5 protein-coding genes are annotated in these 17169 nt (G+C 61.2%); all 5 read left to right on the forward strand.

All coding sequences use genetic code 11. The features are described 5' to 3' along the window. Nucleotides 1-3: 3 nt before the first annotated feature. The 5 genes from GGR28_RS11520 to GGR28_RS11540 are packed head-to-tail and all read left to right on the forward strand — an operon-like array spanning nt 4 to nt 17158. Nucleotides 4-1737: a tail fiber domain-containing protein gene (locus tag GGR28_RS11520; RefSeq protein ID WP_183495934.1), complete on the forward strand. Its 1734-nt coding sequence runs from the start codon at nt 4-6 to the stop codon at nt 1735-1737. A gap of 57 nt (nt 1738-1794) precedes the next feature. Next, nucleotides 1795-8598: a hypothetical protein gene (locus tag GGR28_RS11525; protein ID WP_183495935.1), complete on the forward strand. Its 6804-nt coding sequence runs from the start codon at nt 1795-1797 to the stop codon at nt 8596-8598. 20 nt (nt 8599-8618) lie between these two features. Then, nucleotides 8619-12077: a hypothetical protein gene (locus GGR28_RS11530; RefSeq protein ID WP_183495936.1), complete on the forward strand. Its 3459-nt coding sequence runs from the start codon at nt 8619-8621 to the stop codon at nt 12075-12077. Next, nucleotides 12074-13855 carry a contractile injection system tape measure protein gene (locus GGR28_RS11535; protein WP_183495937.1) on the forward strand — a complete coding sequence of 594 codons (1782 nt, stop codon included), beginning with the start codon at nt 12074-12076 and terminating at the stop codon, nt 13853-13855. Before GGR28_RS11530 ends, GGR28_RS11535 begins: the two co-directional genes overlap by 4 nt. Next, complete coding sequence (locus tag GGR28_RS11540) at nt 13856-17158, forward strand: eCIS core domain-containing protein (protein ID WP_183495938.1); 3303 nt, start codon at nt 13856-13858, stop codon at nt 17156-17158. It begins immediately after the preceding gene. Nucleotides 17159-17169: the final 11 nt, after the last annotated feature.

The following is a 17169-nucleotide window of genomic DNA, read 5'->3' on the forward strand; positions in this document are numbered from 1 at the left end:
GTCATGCCCGTCAAAAACCGCACCTCCCTCAAAACGATCTTCACCGGTAAGACCCTGCCCACCCAGGGCAACTACGAAGACCTGATCGACTCCATGCTCAACCGCAAGGAAGACCAGTTCTTCGGCCTTTGGAGGCAGGGTAAACGCTACTGCCAGGGCGACGTCGTCATCTACGGAAAGAGCCTTTACCTGCTGGCGATCCCGGAGGTGGAAGAAATGATCCTATGCCCCGGCGACGCTGACCCCCCGGCTCCCGGAAAGCGCAATGGGCCGATGCAGAAACAGCAGCCCGCTAAAACGGCAACCGGTGACCCGGTCGACCCCCTTTGCATCTGTTCGGACATACCGCCCCCGGACGACAAGGCACGCTGGTGCGAACTGCAACTGGAGGTAGACGACAAGGACTGGCAGGTCATTCTCGACGACGAAGACGGGGAGCCCACGATCGTGTACAACCTGCGGGCGAAGATCGGGATCGGCACCGATGATCCCGGCACCCGCCTGCAGATCTCCGGCTCGGCCGGAGACGTGCAGGTCGATCCGGACGGGGCGGAGCCGACGGTGAGTCTGGTGACCGCCGGCGACGAAACGGAGCGGGTAGACTGGTCCCTGGGATCGGCCAGCGACTGGGTGACCGACAGCCTCGGCTACGCCTTTTTTAGGCGTTCCGGGGCGTCCCCGCCCAAATTGCTTCTCTTTCTTACCTCCAGAGACGAACGGCCCGCGGCCGGAGTGGGAACCGACCAGCCGAAGGGTATTCTGCACACGGAGGACGAGGGCTTCGGCCGCTTCGTCGTGAACCACCGGAAGGGCAACGGGGCGGCATCCGTGCTGCTGGTTGACTGCACGGATGCCGGCAACGGCCATTACCTCCTGAACGGCGTGAATGAGAGCTACGCCTACTGGCAGACGGACGCCAGCGAGGGTCTGCGCATCATCATGGGAGGCAGCATGGACAAACTGACCGACGAGATGGGGAAGGGGCTCACCGCCGTGGCCATCGACCGCGAAGGAAACGTTGGGATCGGCACCGAGGAGCCGCGCTCTAAACTCGACGTGACCGAGCCCGATATGGGAACCGTACGGCTGGATTTTTCCAACGACAACGTCTGCGTCAGCACCATCAACGAACGGCCGCAACCCCGGCCGAGCACCTACCACGCCCTCGGGGTGGACGATGAATTCGCAACGCTGATCACCGATACGCCGAGTGGATTTGCCTTTAAGGCGGGCCGCCGGTACCAGCAGGGACAGGACTACCAGGTGAACATCAACCAGGGGGAAACCGTGGCTTACCTCTCGCGTACGGGCCGGTTGGGCCTGCGGACGAACAACCCGCCCGAGGAGTTCGACCTGCACGTCAACGGCCACCAGCTCAGCCAGACCGCTTACCTGGAGACCAACGGTAAGCGGATCGAGTCGGACGGCAAACTGGACGGGCAGGAGGTGCTCCAACGAATGAAGAAACTCCATCCCATCTACTTCAACTGGCGAAGTAGCGCCAACGCCCACGACGTAGGACGGCAGATCGGCTTCAACGCCCAGAACGTCTTCGAATGCTTTCCGGAACTGACCAAGACGCTGGGACAGGACAAGACCGTGGCCTACGGCAACCTCACCGCCGTACTGACCGCCGCCCTCAAGGAACAGCAGCGCATCATTGAAAAACTGGATCGGCGCATCAGCGACCTGGAGGAGCAGCTCAGCGGTCCGCCCCGGGGCAAAAACCTAGAGTAATTCCGGTAATGAACCCCCTCCTCACCACATAAACCCAGGCAATTCCTCCCGCTCACCATGTCTACACAGCCGGCAAAAAGCATACTGAAGAACGACCCGCGCTTCGCGGAGGTGCCCGACTTCCGTACCCTGCGCCAGCGGGGCATCGATCACATTGCCGCGCTGTCCGGAGACCTGTGGACGGACCACAACCTCCACGACCCCGGCATCACCCTGCTGGAACTGCTCTGCTACGCACTCACCGACCTCGGCTACCGCACGAGCCTCGACGAGGCGGAAATTTTCGCCCCCGCGGACGCGGAGGGGCCGGACGGTAACTTCTTCACTCCCGCCGAGATCCTGACCAACAATCCGGTCACCGTGCTGGATTACCGGAAGATGCTGGTCGACATTCCCGGCGTGCGCAACGCCTGGATTGAAAAGGCGGACGAGCAGGAGGTGCCGCTGTCGTACCGGATACCGACGAAGGAGGATTGCGAGCCCCGACCGCTCTTTACGCAGGTGGCCGACGGGGATAATTTCGCCAACGTGCGCCTGAACGGATTGTACCGGGTGTTGCTGGATATGGACCCCCTGCTGAGCAGCGGAGAAGCGGACTGTCGAAAATCGGGCGACCCCTTCGGAGCTACCCTGGCCGAGGTCGACCGCCGGCTCCACGCCCACCGCAACCTGTGCGAGGACTTTCTGGAAGTGATGGTACTGCGCGACGAGGAGATCGGCTTCTGTCTCGACCTGGAACTCGCCCCGAAGGCGGATCCGGCGGTCGTACTGACCGACGTGTTGGAGGCCATCGAAGGGTTCATATCGCCCCGGCCGCGCTTCGCGAGTCTGCAGACCCTACTGACGGAGGGCAAACCCATAGAGGAAATATACCGGGGGCGGCCCTACCTGCCCCAGTACGAAAGCGACCTGGGGGTGACGGCGCTCAGTCACGGCTTCGTGGACACCGAGCAACTGGTGAGCCTGACCCGGCCGACCGTCCTGCGGACGTCGGACCTCTACCGGGTGATCATGAACGTAGACGGCGTACGCACCATTCGGGAGCTGAAGCTTGCCAATTTTCTCAACGGCATCCGGCAAACGGAGGGGGAGGAATGGGCATTGCCCCTGACGCCCGGTCACCGTCCCGTCTTTGCGCCCGAGCGGGGGGTTTACAAATTCAGTAAGGGGCAGTTGAGTGTTCCCTTTGATCCGACGGCAGTCTTTGCCCGCTTTCGGCGGCGGTTGGGCGACTACCGCAAAACCACCTTTGCCCACGCGGATTTGGACCTGGCCATCCCCTACGGGAAGCACCGGGGGGACCTGGGGGATTATTACTCCATACAGCACGAGTTACCCGTAGTCTACGGGGTGGGGGAGGGCGATCTTTCGGGCGACGCCCCGCCCGCGCGCCGGGCCCAGGTGCTGCAGTTGCGGGGTTTTCTCTCCTTCTTCGATCAGTTCCTGGCCAACTACTGCACCCAACTGTTCCGTACGCGGGAGATCTATTCGTGGCTACCGGGCGCCGGGAAGACCATCTTCGGAAGTCCGGTGAAGGGCGCGCCCGGCGGGGCGGAACTGCTGCGCTTTCCGGCCACGGCGACGGTGAGGACCGGAGCGACGCCCGTCATCGTACGTAGCCTGACGGCCTACGACCATCCCCTCAACCGGGACCAGGCGGTGGCTTCCCTCGTACAGGAATTCCGGGCCCTGAGTCTGGATGAACTACGTGGGCGCCTGCGGGTGGAGACGGTGGGGACGGAGTGTTACTATTTCGTCATCGACGACAGCCGGGGAAAGCCGATCCTGCGTGGGGAGTTGGATTACCGCCAGGAAGCGTCGGCGAGCGAGGCGGGGGAGCAGGCGGTGCTCCAACTGATCTACCAGGGTGGGGTGGCGGACAACTACCGGCCGGACAATTACCCCGCCGACCACCTGTACGGCTTCACGATTCTGGATGGGGCGACCGACTACGCCACTTTTTTGGATTCCATTACGGAAAGTCCGGCGGCATTCGAGCAGAATCGGAATGCGATCCTCGATCACCTGCTGGCGCGCTTCAACGAGAGCTTTACCGACTACGTGCTGCTGATGTACGCCCTGAATCAGGCCGCGCCGGATGCGGAAAAGATCATTGCGGACAAGGAACGTTTCCTTGCCGCCTACCCGAAGATCAGCCGGGAACGGGGGAAGGGGTTCGACTACCGGCGGCCGGATGCGACGGACAATCGCTCGGGGCTCGAGCAACGGATCGGCCACCTAATCGGACTCGAAGGGGGCGGCCCGGCACGCTTAAATCCGTTCTCCGTTCACCTGCGAAACCAGCGCCAGCGCCTGGTCTGGATCGATCACCGGGGGCGGGTACTGCTGCGAAGCCGGCAGGCGTACGCAATCGATGAGGACCTCACCGCACACATAACCCAATTGCTGGATCGTCTGGCCGATCCTTCCGCTTACCGGCGGGAAGACTGTATTTCCGAGGGGATCTATCGCTACGTATTGATCGACGAAGCGGGGTTGCCGCTGGCGGATTTTCCGGTCACCTTCCCCTCCGCTGCCGCCCGCGATCGAAGTCTGGACTGTACCCGGGCATACTTCAGTGATTCGTGGGACCTGATGATCTCGGTGGAGGAAAAAACGAAGGGGGTATATGGGTTTACGTTAGACGGTACGGAGATGGTCGACGGCAACGAGCTGATCGTTCCCTTCTGGCGGAGTGAAATAGATTTCGCTACAGTGGCCGAAGCTCGGTCGGCCGCCAAGGAACTTTTGTCCGCCATTCGGGCGGGAACAGCGAAGATCCGGCGGTACGCCCTGGGCAAGAAGCGGGGGTACGGACTGCGGCTAACCATCCCCGGCGGTCCCGAAAACGCGCCCTCGGCAAAGTACGTCGACGTGGTCGCTACGCTGGATGAACGGGCCGAACTCGAAGCAGGGCTCAGTGCGTACCACGCCGCCCTGGCCCCCAAATGCGTGGGGATGCGCCTCTCCCTCAAGGCAGAGAAGCGGGGGTACTACTTTGCATTACCGGGGGCCGACGGGGAGATCTGGCTGCGCACTCCGGCCCGTTACCCGGACGAGGGCGCCGCGCAGATCGCCGGTCTGGAACTCCTGGCCGCCGCCCGCCGACCTTCCGCCTACCAGCATACGGAGACGGCGGGGCGATACGGTTTCGATCTGGTCGATGATTCGGGGGAAGTGATCGGCGATCATCCGGAAACTTTCGCTACGGCCGGGGAACGGGACGGTAAGCTGGTGGAAGTACGGGACTACTTCACCGGTCGCGTGCTCGATTTCCGTTACGTCGCGGCCCCCGATCGCTTTTTCTGGCAGGTCCAGGCGGGTACCTCGGGGGCGACCCTGCGCGGTACGCTGCCCTTTGTCAACAGCGACGATGCCAAGGAAAACTGGGAGCTCCTGCGGGGAACGATCGTTAGGGAGGCGGACTGGCGGGTAGAGACCGGTGCGGAAAATACCTACGGGGTGAAGGTCTACCGCGGGGATGGATTGCTCCTTGCGGAAAGCGGCCCCTATCCCGACGAAGCCTCAGCCCGCACCGCCAGAACGGAACTGCGGGAATGGATCGGTCTGGGAATAACGACGGAGGCATTTACCGTGAAAACGGCGGGTGAATGGTCCTTCCAGCTGTGGCTGGAGGGCGAAGTGGTGCTGCGCGGAACCCGTGGCTATCCTAACCGAATGGCGGCGGAATGGGCCGCCCTGCTTTTCGGTAAAACTGCCAGTATCCGTGACAATTACCGCGACCGGACGGATCCCGACGGCTGCCTACTCTCCTTCCTTGTCGTCGACGAAGGTGAAGTCATTGCCGAGCACCCCACTTTCTTGCCGGAGGAAGAGGCCAACGCACTGCGGGAGCGGGTGATCGCATACGTGGCGGATAACTACGTCGACTGCGCCATCGGTCACCGCGACTTCAGCTGGAGCTACTGCATTAACTGGGAGGCGTGCGACGGTTGCTGTGCACCCCTGCTCGTCAGCAGCGGGGAGGGTTGGGAAACCGCCATCGCGGCGAAGATGGCCGCGCGGAAGCTCATCGAACTACTCCGGGACGGATCAAGACTGGAAGATTGGATAAACGGCGGGAAATTCACCTTCGGCGTCAGCGAAGCCGGACGGCCGCTGGCCGAACACCCTGAGGTTTACGCCACGGAGACGGAGCGGGACGGCGTCCGTACCGATGCCCTGAACTACCTGGCGAGCTACCACAAACTGTGCGACGGTCCGGAAACGGGATTTACCGGCGAGGACGAGCTGTTCGTGCACTGCAGGAGCCTACCCATCTGCTGCGCTGAGATGGTGAAAGATCGTGGTCCGGCCGGTAAGGACGACATCCTGAGTGCCTACCGACTTTCCGACGCGGAGGCGGTGGCCGTGCACCCGGTCCACATCGACACGGCCGCCGAGCGCGATGAGCTGATGGAAGACATTCATGTGGCAAGTGAGGCAGGTGAGCTAGACTACCCTGAGTTTCGGGCGACAACCTCACGCACCGGCCTGCTGCTGAATCGCTACCACTACGAGTGGACCGTTCCGGGTCTGCCGAGCTTACGCAGCGTGCGGTCTTATGCTAGCGAAGATGAAGCATTGGATGGTTTTACGGCCGACCTGCCGTGGTTACTTCGAGCAGCCCCGAAGGCCAGAAACTACTTCGAACTGGCCCTGGGCGAAGTACTGGATCGTCTTTACGCCACCTGCTGGCCGGAAGATGCCGGCCCCTTCACCGATTACCGCCCCGGCCCCTTCGGCGACGGGAAGTATCTGACCCTAAGCCGGAAGGACGGTTTTCCGGTCGTCTACCTCCCGCAGGAAGGTGATGCCCTGGCCGGAACTGCCCGTCGCGACTGGCAGACTTACACCCTTCACTATCCCTTCCGCTATACCGAAGGCGCCGGTTGGAGCTACCACCTCACCGATCCCGACGGCACGACGGAGTGGCTGCGCAGTACCGGTTACTACCCGGATCGTACGGGTGCCCGCCGCGCCTTTAGCGTACTGCTGGAGCTGCTGAGTTTCCGTCCGAATTATCGCACCGACGATCGCCCCGAAGCGGGGATTTTCCGGCTGGTCGTTATCGAGACGCTGCTGGAGGCGAGCATCATCTATGCCGACGTTCCCCCCGAGGTGTCCGAAGAAACGCCTTGCCCGGTCATCTGTCCGGCGGAGTACCCCGCCGACCGGTATCCGGCAGGGAAGGCGGCCTGGCCCGTCTTTGCGGAATGCCCGGAGGAGGTGCGGGTCGATCCCCTCTGTCCGCGGGCCTGGGGCGAGGGGCTGGAAACTTTCCTGCTGTACGGTACCAACCCCGACAACTACTACGATTTCCTGGACGCCGGAGCGGGTTGCCGCCACGGATTCCGCGTGGTGAGCGACGGCTACCGGCTGGCCCGCAGTCCCCGGGAAAGCCACACGCCCACGGAACGGGAGAAATTACTGGACTGGTTGTACGCCTACGCCAACTGCGGGCTGGAAAAATCGGAGCGGCCCTACATCCAGTGCGTTAGCTTCGGGAGGGGGGAATACCGTCCCGCCCTGCGACCGGAAGCGGCCGACACGGGCATCGACTGGCTGGCCACCGCCCGCTTCGGCACGAAAAAGGAAGCCGAGGATTACTGGGTAGCGGAAATGATCCCCCTGCTCGGCTACGCCCAGGAGGCGGATTTTTACCAGGGGGCCAGGGCCGAAACGGATACGGAAGGCGCGATGCGCTACCGCCTCGAAGTGGTAAACGACGCGGGCGAGGTGGTCCTGGAAAGCGCGGAGCTGTTTTACCGGGAGGAGATACCGGAAGTCGTGCGCGAACGGGTCGCCCGGGCGCGCAGCTTTCCCGTCTACCTGTTCCGGGGCAAGTACGGATTCCAGTGCTTCAGTACGGTCGACGTTCCGGACTTCATTATGCCGTCGGAGTCGCCTTGTGTGCCCGCCGACCTCATCCCCTCTCCCGACGCAAATCAGGATCCGGACGAGACCACCCTCTTCGGTGGGGTACTGGAACTGAACGTACGGATTCCCGGAGAAGTGATCTGGGAGAGCACCGACGAATTTACTACGGCAGACGAAGCCTGGGCGGCCTACCGCTGCTTCCTGCGATTGCTCGCCGACCGCCGCAACTACCAGCGCAAGCTGCTGACGGATTGCAATCTGTTCGGACTGGAACTAACCCGACCCGATCGGGTCCTGGCCGAACACCCCCGCCGCTACGGCGGTCCGCAGGCCCTGACCACGGCCCGGGAGCTCACCCTGGCCCGCGTCAACGGGGAGGGAATGCGCCTGGTGGAACACTTGCTCCTGCGCCCCCGCGATGCTAGTGACAAGACGATTCCGAACGTCTGCCCCGCCCCGCCGCCCGCCGCCGAAACGGCGCGGATCGGCTGTCCGGACCGCGACCACTGGCCGGCAAATTCGGATCCCACCACGGCAATACTGGAGCCGCCGCCGAAGATCGACCCCTACGGTCCCACACGAAACCTGCTGGACGAACTGCCCTACGTGCCCGGTGCCGACCCCTATTCGCAGTGGGCGACGATCATCCTGCCGTACTGGCCCCACCGCTTCCAGAACGTCAATTTCCGGTCCTTCTTCGAAGATTCCCTGCGGCGGGAGGCACCGGCCCACGTGGCCCTTAAGATCTGCTGGCTGGACCCGAAGCAAATGCGGGACTTCGAGCGACGCTACCACCGCTGGTTGCAGACCATCGGTTGGGAGGCCGACTGCGGGCGCGGGGCTGCCCAGGATGGCCTCATCGATTTTCTAGCCGGCATGACGTCCGTTTACCCGCCCGCCCGCTTACAGGGCGACGACTGTCACGCGGCCGGAACCACCGAAGCGGGGGCGGTCCTGCTGGGCAGTACCCAATTATCCTAAACCAGAAAATATAGCAAGCCATGGCCATCGTGATCGACAACAACGCCCTCAGTACCATTCCCTTCTTCAGCGAGAACCAGGTGCTTCGTGCCCGGGACCTCAACAATCTGGTAAAAGCGGTTTTCGATCAGTTGCGGCAGAATCGCATCTTCAATATCGGCCTGGGGATTGTGGAGGGGTTTTCCGTAAGCTGGGACGAAGTGGCGGGAGCCATTGTCGTGAGCCGGGGCTACGGGGTCAGTTCGGACGGCTACTCCTTCGATCTCGGCGAGTGCACCTTCACCCACTACCGGCGGGCGGCGGGCCTGGCCGATGGGTACAATCGGCTAGCCAGCGATTGCGACGAATACGACGATCTGCTGCAACGCATCGCCAACGGGGGCTACGAACTAGGCCAGCCTACCGCAACCGACGTACAACTGGAAGGCTGGCAACCGCTGTTTTTAAGGGAGGGAGAAAATCCAAACGACGAGCCCATCGCTTCGGGCAACTACTGCCTGCTATACCTCTACCGGGAAGCCCAGATCGCGCGCGCCTCCTGCTTCAGCGAGTGTGAAGCGAAGGGAGCCGAGCAAGTAGGCAACTACCACGCCATCCTCGTGCCGGCACAGCCTAAGGACGACAACGGACCGAGCGGCGATTCCTTCGAGGTACAGCTCCCCGACGTGCCCCGCCTGCCCGCCTTCGGTCTGGTGGAAGAGCGAATCAAACTCTGTCGCATCCTCAGCTGGCAGGACCTCTACCGCAGCTACCACACCGCCTGTGTCGCGGTTCGTGCCGAACTGACCCTGGCCTACGGCTCCGCTTCCCTGCTGTTGGACCCCCCCGCCGTGGCCGACGGTGACCCGGATCCAACCGCCGATGACACGGCCCTGTTCAAGCGATTGGCGGAAACCCTCAGTGGGCTCACCGATAAATTATTCCCCCCGGACCCGGGAGCCTCCTGTACCGACATTCAGTACCTCTACGGCTACTACCGGGAACTGATCCAAGCTTACGCCGCCATCTATCACCTCCTGCAGGGACAAACGATCAACCTCGGCAACAGCAGCGAGAGCGCCAACCTGGTCATCCGCTGCGCCTTTTCCGGCCACCTGGGGCTGCGCGGCCTGTACTTCGGGGATGCCGGTAGTACACCCATTATTTCGGATAAGGCCGAAGTGGCCGACCCCTGCCGCAGCAACCGCATCCTGCCCGACAACGGGGAGGAACGGCGAAACCTGCTGAGCGAAGCGCGCAGCCTCCTGGCCCGGATGCAAACGCTGGCGACTGCCGGCAACCTCTTGCTCTCCACCTGGGAACGGGAGGGGCTCACCGATCTCCGCCTCACCCCGGACGCCCGCCGTTTCCCCTTTCTGCAGGGACGTGCCCTTCCTTTCTACTACCAACCGTCGGTGATGAACGGCTGGCGGGTGGGGGAGCAACCCAACGTACAGGTCTATCAGTACGTGAAACTAGATGCCGATCACCCCCTGCTGTTCGCCGAGGAAGACTGGGACTTTTACCAGATAGAGGGTCACCTGGCCAAGCCCCTGGAACTGACCACCTTCGAGGACGACACGGGGCAGGCCGTAGATACCGGGGTACAAGCCCGCCTCAAGGAGTTGCGCGACTGCCTGAACCTCGCCTTCGACATCACGGCCGTCTGCCTGGATGAAATCGGGGAGGAAGAGAGCGCGCCATCCATCGAGGGAACCGACTGGGGCAACTGGTACAAGAATACCCGCAACGACCTCATCGGCGCGCTAAAGCCGATCGTGCCCCGCGATAAGAATAAGGCGGACGATGTCGATCCCGTCGTCCTAAAAGCCTGCCGGGAAGTGATGACTTTCCTGGAGGGCATCAAGGACTTGTCGGACATCTCCGGCTGGCGGGGCCTGCAACCCGTCGATTTCTGCTCGCCCGTACCCGACACCCTGGTCTCGGATCGCCTGGATGACTTTGTCACCAGCTATTCGGCCCTAATTAAGGCCATCGAGCAGGCGCGGCAGGAGCAACAAAAGGGCGACGACGTCGGTGAGGACGAACTGCCCTACCTAGACCCCCGCCTGGCCGAATGCATCCGTCAGGCTGCCGTGGCCGAGCGCCTGTTCCGGGAGACCATCTGGCGGGAGGGTAAACTGGCCGGCTTTGCCCTTTCCCATCCCGGCCTGGTTCACCTCGGTGGCGTACCTAAGGGCGGCACCTTCGTGCTGGTGTATAAGACGACCTTCGATCGGGAGGGGCTAATCCGTGAACTGCGTCGCTTCATTACCGGTACGGACATCAACATCGGCCAGCTCTCGGATGAGGAGTTGCTCAAGTTCGCGCGCCGGTTCCAGTTCAACGTTTCCCTCTTCAACCGCAAGGAGGTGGTGGCCGATTTCTGCCTGCCCTACCTATGCTGCGGAACGGGTCCGGTGTACGTCAATACGGTACCCATTCCACCCCCGCCGCCGCTGGAACTCCTGGCCGCCGACCGCAATTGCTACGTTGAGCGGGACAACGAGCCCGAGCCCCTCGTCACCGTCACCGTAAACGAAACCGGTGGTGAATTGACCTTCACGGTCGACGGAAACGTGGTCGGCTCCACCCATTCGGTATCGGCACTGACCGCCGAATATCCCCTGAGCGGCCTCACCGATGCAGACCTGGCCAGCGGAGCGCTGGTCGTAACCGCCCACTACCGGAAGGACGACCGCAGCGCAGAAGACCTGTTCCGCCTCACCCTACAGCCCATCATTCGGCAGGCGGCGATCAATTTCCTGCGGGTGGAACCGGATGCGGCCGGCAACAACCGCTGCATATTCGAGCTGGTCGCGGTGATTTCTCCGACCTTCCAGCAGCGGGAGATCCGCTTCGGCCAGAACGTGGCAAACGTAGCGGAAGACAACACTTTCCGCCTGCCGGAGACGACCGCCCAGGAACTTTCGGTAGTGACCTTGGTGGTAAGACTGGGCAAGTGCGAAGCGACCATCGAGCTGCCCCTGCCCCGGAAACCAATCGAGCCGGTGGACCCCAATGTTGTTATTACCCCGCCGCAGGACTTCGCCACCGTCCTGAATACGCGCCGTACCCAACGGATGGAGTCCCTGGAGGATCAGCTCTCGGATGCCGAGCCGCTGGAGAACGACGAGGCCTACAAGCGTACCCTCCTCTACGTCAGCGACACCGGCGAAAACGTCAAGCCCGACAAAGGCCTGGAACCCGCGCTGACGGCCCTGAAAGACCTAACGACGGCCGAGCCGGAACGGAAAACTTTCGTGCACAGGATCGGAAGAATACTGGCGGTAAGCTTCCTGGACAAGCTCGCCCTGATCGGCAAGAAGGAGGAATTGACGGAGGCCAATCAGAAGTCGCTCGACCTTCTGAAGAAAGAACTGGACGCGCTCGGCATAAGCCGCAATACCGTTTTCTCCGACTGGGGCGTGAGCGAGCTGTACGACGGCGTGGACAGGACCCGACTGACAAATATTGGCAAGCAACTCCGCGACGAATGAACAGCCTGAGCCGCCACATCATCGAACGTATTATCCTGGACGTACGCACGCCCACGGGAGGGTACGCCCTGCAGCAGGATCTGGCGAACTGGCTCCGCAGGGAAGCGATCCCGGCCATCGACCAGCTCTGTGGGGAAGTACTGTCCGCGGAGGCCCGGCTGCACGTCGATCGCATCGAGCTGGACCTCGGACGGCTGCGCGTACTCGACCTCAACCTACCCGGCGTGCGGGCCGATCTGCTGGAACGCTTACTCTCCCAGCTCCGTACTTACTTGCTTGAAGAATTGTCACGCCGCAGTTGGGCGGGGACGCAGGTGCAGGCAAATACCGGAAATAGCCAACTCTTTTCAACCGCCGGTGCAGACAACCCCACCTCCGATAAACCCTTCGCCGCGTGGCTCTTTTTTTTAGAACACGGTCACCTCCCCTGGTGGAGCGGAGCCTTCCCGCCGGCGGACGAGTGGTCGGTCGTTCTGGCTGATCGTCTGACCGCTCACGCACGGGACCGAACCCGGTTGCAAAATCTGCTGCGGCATTCCCGAAACGCGGTTCGCCGACTCGTGGGTGACGAGCGGCACGAAGTGGCCTTCGGACAGTTGCTGGCGGCCAAAAAATCCCTGGCGGCGGGGTGGAAATCGTGGCGGTTGGCGCAGGGTGAGTACAGTAAGGTGCGGCCCCAGCTACCCGGAACTCCCCTTACTACGTGGAAGTGGCGAGAGAGCGGAAAGACCATTTTTTGGTGGTTGGCACTGGATGAGACGGAAGGGTGGACGGAAGCGATGGTGCTGGCTGAAGCGGTTCGTACGCTGTTTCCCGAACCGGTAGCGCGGGGTCGGGTAGGTGCGATGCTGGGGGATGAGGTGGTGAGCAACTTAGCGGGACCTCCGTCGGACCCGAGTCGGCGGACGAGCCTCGTGCCTCGGTCGGCCGACGACGAGACCCATGGGTCGGCCGACGACGGGGTAAGTGATGTTGATAGGCCGAGAGAATCAAAGTCAGCGGGGGACGATCTTCCAGCGCTGAAGTCTTCCGTTCTACCACCGGAAGACGTTGCTGATTCCCAAGCGGACACTGCACCCGCGGCCCCGCAAAAGACGCAGCACGCGCAGCTTACGCAAAATCAGGACACCTTAAGGGATCGTCTACCAGGTAGGGATTTGGGGGGACTAGATACTGCTGATCGCTCCTCCGTGGCCGATAGGGAGAACCGGACTAAGTTCCCGCTAACCCTGGTGGAGTCTGACTCCGCTGCCCCCGAAACGGCCCCGTCCGGTAAAAATATGTGGTACGTGCGCTGGGCCGGGGTGGTGCTGGCTCATCCTTACCTGGCTCCACTCTTTACCGCGCTGGGCTACTGGCAAAAGGGCGAGTTTGCCGACGAAGTAACCCAGCAGCGGGCCGTGTACCTCACCCACTACCTGGCCTCCGGTCAACGGATAGTCGGGGAGGAGGAACTGGCCCTGCCTAAGCTGCTCTGCGGCTGGCCCGTAAGCGGAAGCCCCGCCCTGCTCACCGAGCCGCTCACCGACCCCGAATGCTTCGAAGCGGATGAGGTCCTGCGCGCGGTGATCACCCACTGGAGCGACAGCGGCATGACCTCCCCCAACGGACTGCGGGGCGGCTTTTTCGACCGCGACGGCCGCCTGGAACGGGAGGAGAACGGCTGGTGCGTCACCGTAGACCGCAAGGCCCAGGACATCCTGCTGGGGCGGTTACCCTGGGGCATCAGCGTGGTGTACGCCCCCTGGCACGAACGAATGATTAAGGTCGAATGGTAGATGAAAGTAGCCGCCGACCATAGCACCCACAGCGCGACGCGAGCACAGCGAACGTCCGACAGCGCACCGTTCTTCGCCCCCAAGCAGGCAAAGGAGGAAGGTGACGTGGCCGGGAAGGAAGCCTTTTTTCAGCCCAAACTGACCGTCGGCGCCCCGAACGACAAATACGAGCGGGAGGCCGACCGCGTAGCCGATCGGGTGGTCGAAAGAACGGCCAGGGAAAGCACGACTCCCGGTCCGGTTACGGACACCACCACCGTACAGGCCAAAGCCGCACCGGCGGTAAGTGCTATCCCGATCTCCCGCATCCAGCGCAGCCCCGAACCCGAACTTCAGGAGAAGCCGGAACCGGAAATGGAGGAACTGCCGCTGCAGCGTAAGCCGATCTTCGAGAGCGACGGGGACGGGCAGGTGCAGCGGAAGTGCACCGCCTGTGGAGAAGAGGAAGAGGAAAAGGTGCAGCGCAAGTGCACCGCCTGTGAGGAGAAAGAACGGGTGCAGCGCTCCGGCGATGGTGGATTTACCGCACCCGATGATTTTTCCGCAAAACTGAATTCAAGCAAAGGCGGCGGTTCCCCCCTGCCGAACGCGACGCGTAAGAGCATGGAATCCGCCATCGGCGCGGATTTTTCGGGCGTGCGGGTACACACGGGCAGCCACGCCGCGAGACTGAGCAACCAGATTGGCGCCCAGGCCTTTACGCACGGCAACGACGTCTACTTTAACTCCGGAACGTACAATCCGGGTAGTGTGGGGGGGCAGCGCTTATTGGCGCATGAGTTGACGCATACGGTGCAGCAGGGGGCGAGTGAGCGCAGGGTAGGACGGCCAAACGTTCAGAGGCGCACCGGGGGGGTCGTGCAACGTGCCTGGTATGACTTTGCCAGTGACGCGGCAGGTTGGGTAGGCGACAAGGTGTCTTCCGGTGCCAGTGCCGCCTGGAAGGGTGCCAAGTGGGCCGGTGGAAAGGCGTACAGTGGAGCGGTATGGGTAAAGGACAAAGCCGTCGATGGCGTAATGTGGATTTATAACAAGGCAAAATCTCTCATCACCAGCGGTAAGAAGTGGGTGAAGGAGAAATGGACTTCCCTAAAGTCATTCGCTAGCAAAGGGATTGGCTTCTTCAAGAAAATCTTCAGCAGCATCCTCTCCTTCGCCAAGTCTCCGCTGGCCATGATCGGTAATGCCATCATGAATATGGATGAGAAAGTGATCCGCGCCTACTGGAACGGGCTGACCGGTAAGGTCCAGTTCATCTGGAACCTGTTCCAAATAATGGGTAACGGACTGATCGACCAAGTCTCCAGCCTTTGGAATGCCATCGGCAGTTTTGTCGGCGGAATATTCAGTAAAGTCCGTGGGATCACCAATCACTGGGCATTTAAACAGCTTCCCTCCTTTTTCCAGGATGCCATCAGAAGCCTGCTCGGGACGTTTCAGAGCCTGTGGGACAGCATTCGTGAAGTAGGCAATGGACTGGTCAAAAAGGTTCGGACCCTGGTCAACGATGCCTTCGACTCGGTCCGCAAGTTCATCGGCAGGGTAATGGGTTTCGCTATCGATACGATCATCAATGGCATCGTTGGCTTCGGAAAAATATTTGTTTTCCTCAAGAAGTTTTTATCCAACCCCAAGCCGTACCTGAACCAACTCATGCAGCGCATTTTGCCTGATTTGTTGCAGTCAGCGGGGCACTTCCCGGGCCAGGTGGCCAAATTCGTCGGCGGTGGAGGACTAGCGGATAAGCCGACCGCGGACAAGGCGACCGCCAGTACGGAGACGGTGCAACGGTCCCCCACGACCGGCGGTAAGGCGAAGACGAAGGCCAGTTGGTCTGAAATCGGAGAAGGCATTCTTCATATGATGGGTCAGAAGTGGGAAGCCGTCAAGCAAAACCCCGGAAGTATTCTGCTGAACCTGCTCATGGATATGGTGCTGCCCATTGTGGGTAATGTGAAGGACGTCATCAAACTTTTCCAGGACATAAAGGCCATCGTCACCAAACCCCTGAGTGCCGGTTCGCTCGACGAATTTTGGAACAGCCTCCTTCGGTTGCTGGACATTCCAATCCTCATCTACAACACCTTCTGGGCCATTATCGGCAGGACGCTGATGCTTCCCCTGCTCGTCGCTTCCTTTGTTCCACATCCCGTGGTAAAGGGCCTCGCAGCGACAATTGGTTACGGCCTGCTCGGTGCCATGATTCAGGGAGAGTTGGCAAACATCGGACACAAGTTGCTTCTGCTTCGCACCGGCAAAACGGACGACGAGGAGAAGAAACAGACCTTTAATCGGTTGTCCGACAGCATCATTGCATTTGCCATGGAAATTGCCATGGCTATCCTTATGATCGTTCTCTCGGTGGTCGGCAATATCGTGAAGGGGGTGTTTAACTTCGTTCGCAGCAAGATCGTCTCACCAAAGGTGAAGCCTCCCAGGGGTATCGATCCCTCTTCCGGTAAGGTAAATGTAGACCCGGACGCGCCGAAGTCCAAACCGGACGTCGAAGGGGGCAAGACAAAAGCCGACGTCGAGGAGGGCAAGGTCGATTTGGAAACGACGAAAGCGAAACAAGGTGAGGAGCTAACTCCCAAGGAGTTAGAGGTAGAAGTAGGCAGTTTCAAGGACGGAAAGGTCAAAAAGCTTGACGATCCGCACTATGACCTCGAAGTAGAACTTCCGAACGGGCACAAGTACAAGCGTAAAAAGAATGGTAGGTGGTGCCGATTCTCCGATCCCTACTGCTTCATCGACACCGATCCGTTCCCTACGGACCGCGAGATGTTTGAACACCTTAAACGGGAAGGGCTGGAAAGCGGGACTTATGAGGAGTTCCTAAAGGCCAAGCCTGGCGGGGTGCCCGAAGGGACGGACTTGTCGGCAGATATTCGCAACGGTACGGTGCAGAAGCCTAAGAATGGAGATTGGAAACAGGCACCGAACTGGGACAACTGGGTCAAGGACAAAGGCGGAAAGATCATTCAACACGGTGATGGATCAGTAACCTACGTGTCGAAGGACGGCACCTGGGTCAGATATAACGGACAGGGATATCCGGATTTCTCCAATCATCTGACGCATCCGGAAGTAAAGTCGGTGGATATAGACGGCTTCTCTAAAAGCCGGACCCCCGATTACAGAAAGGCCAATGAAAAGGCAGGAAAATTGGCTGAATGGGGGGACAAACCCCCTGAAGGATACTTCTGGCACCACCACGAGAATGGAAGGACCATGCAGTTGGTGCCCGCGGGCGTGCACGACAAGTTCTATCACGCAGGTGGGGTATCAACCAGTGGAATTTAAATCGCTCAAAA

Origin of the sequence: Neolewinella aquimaris (assembly GCF_014197245.1) — a bacterium.
GTDB classification, from domain to species: domain Bacteria; phylum Bacteroidota; class Bacteroidia; order Chitinophagales; family Saprospiraceae; genus Neolewinella; species Neolewinella aquimaris.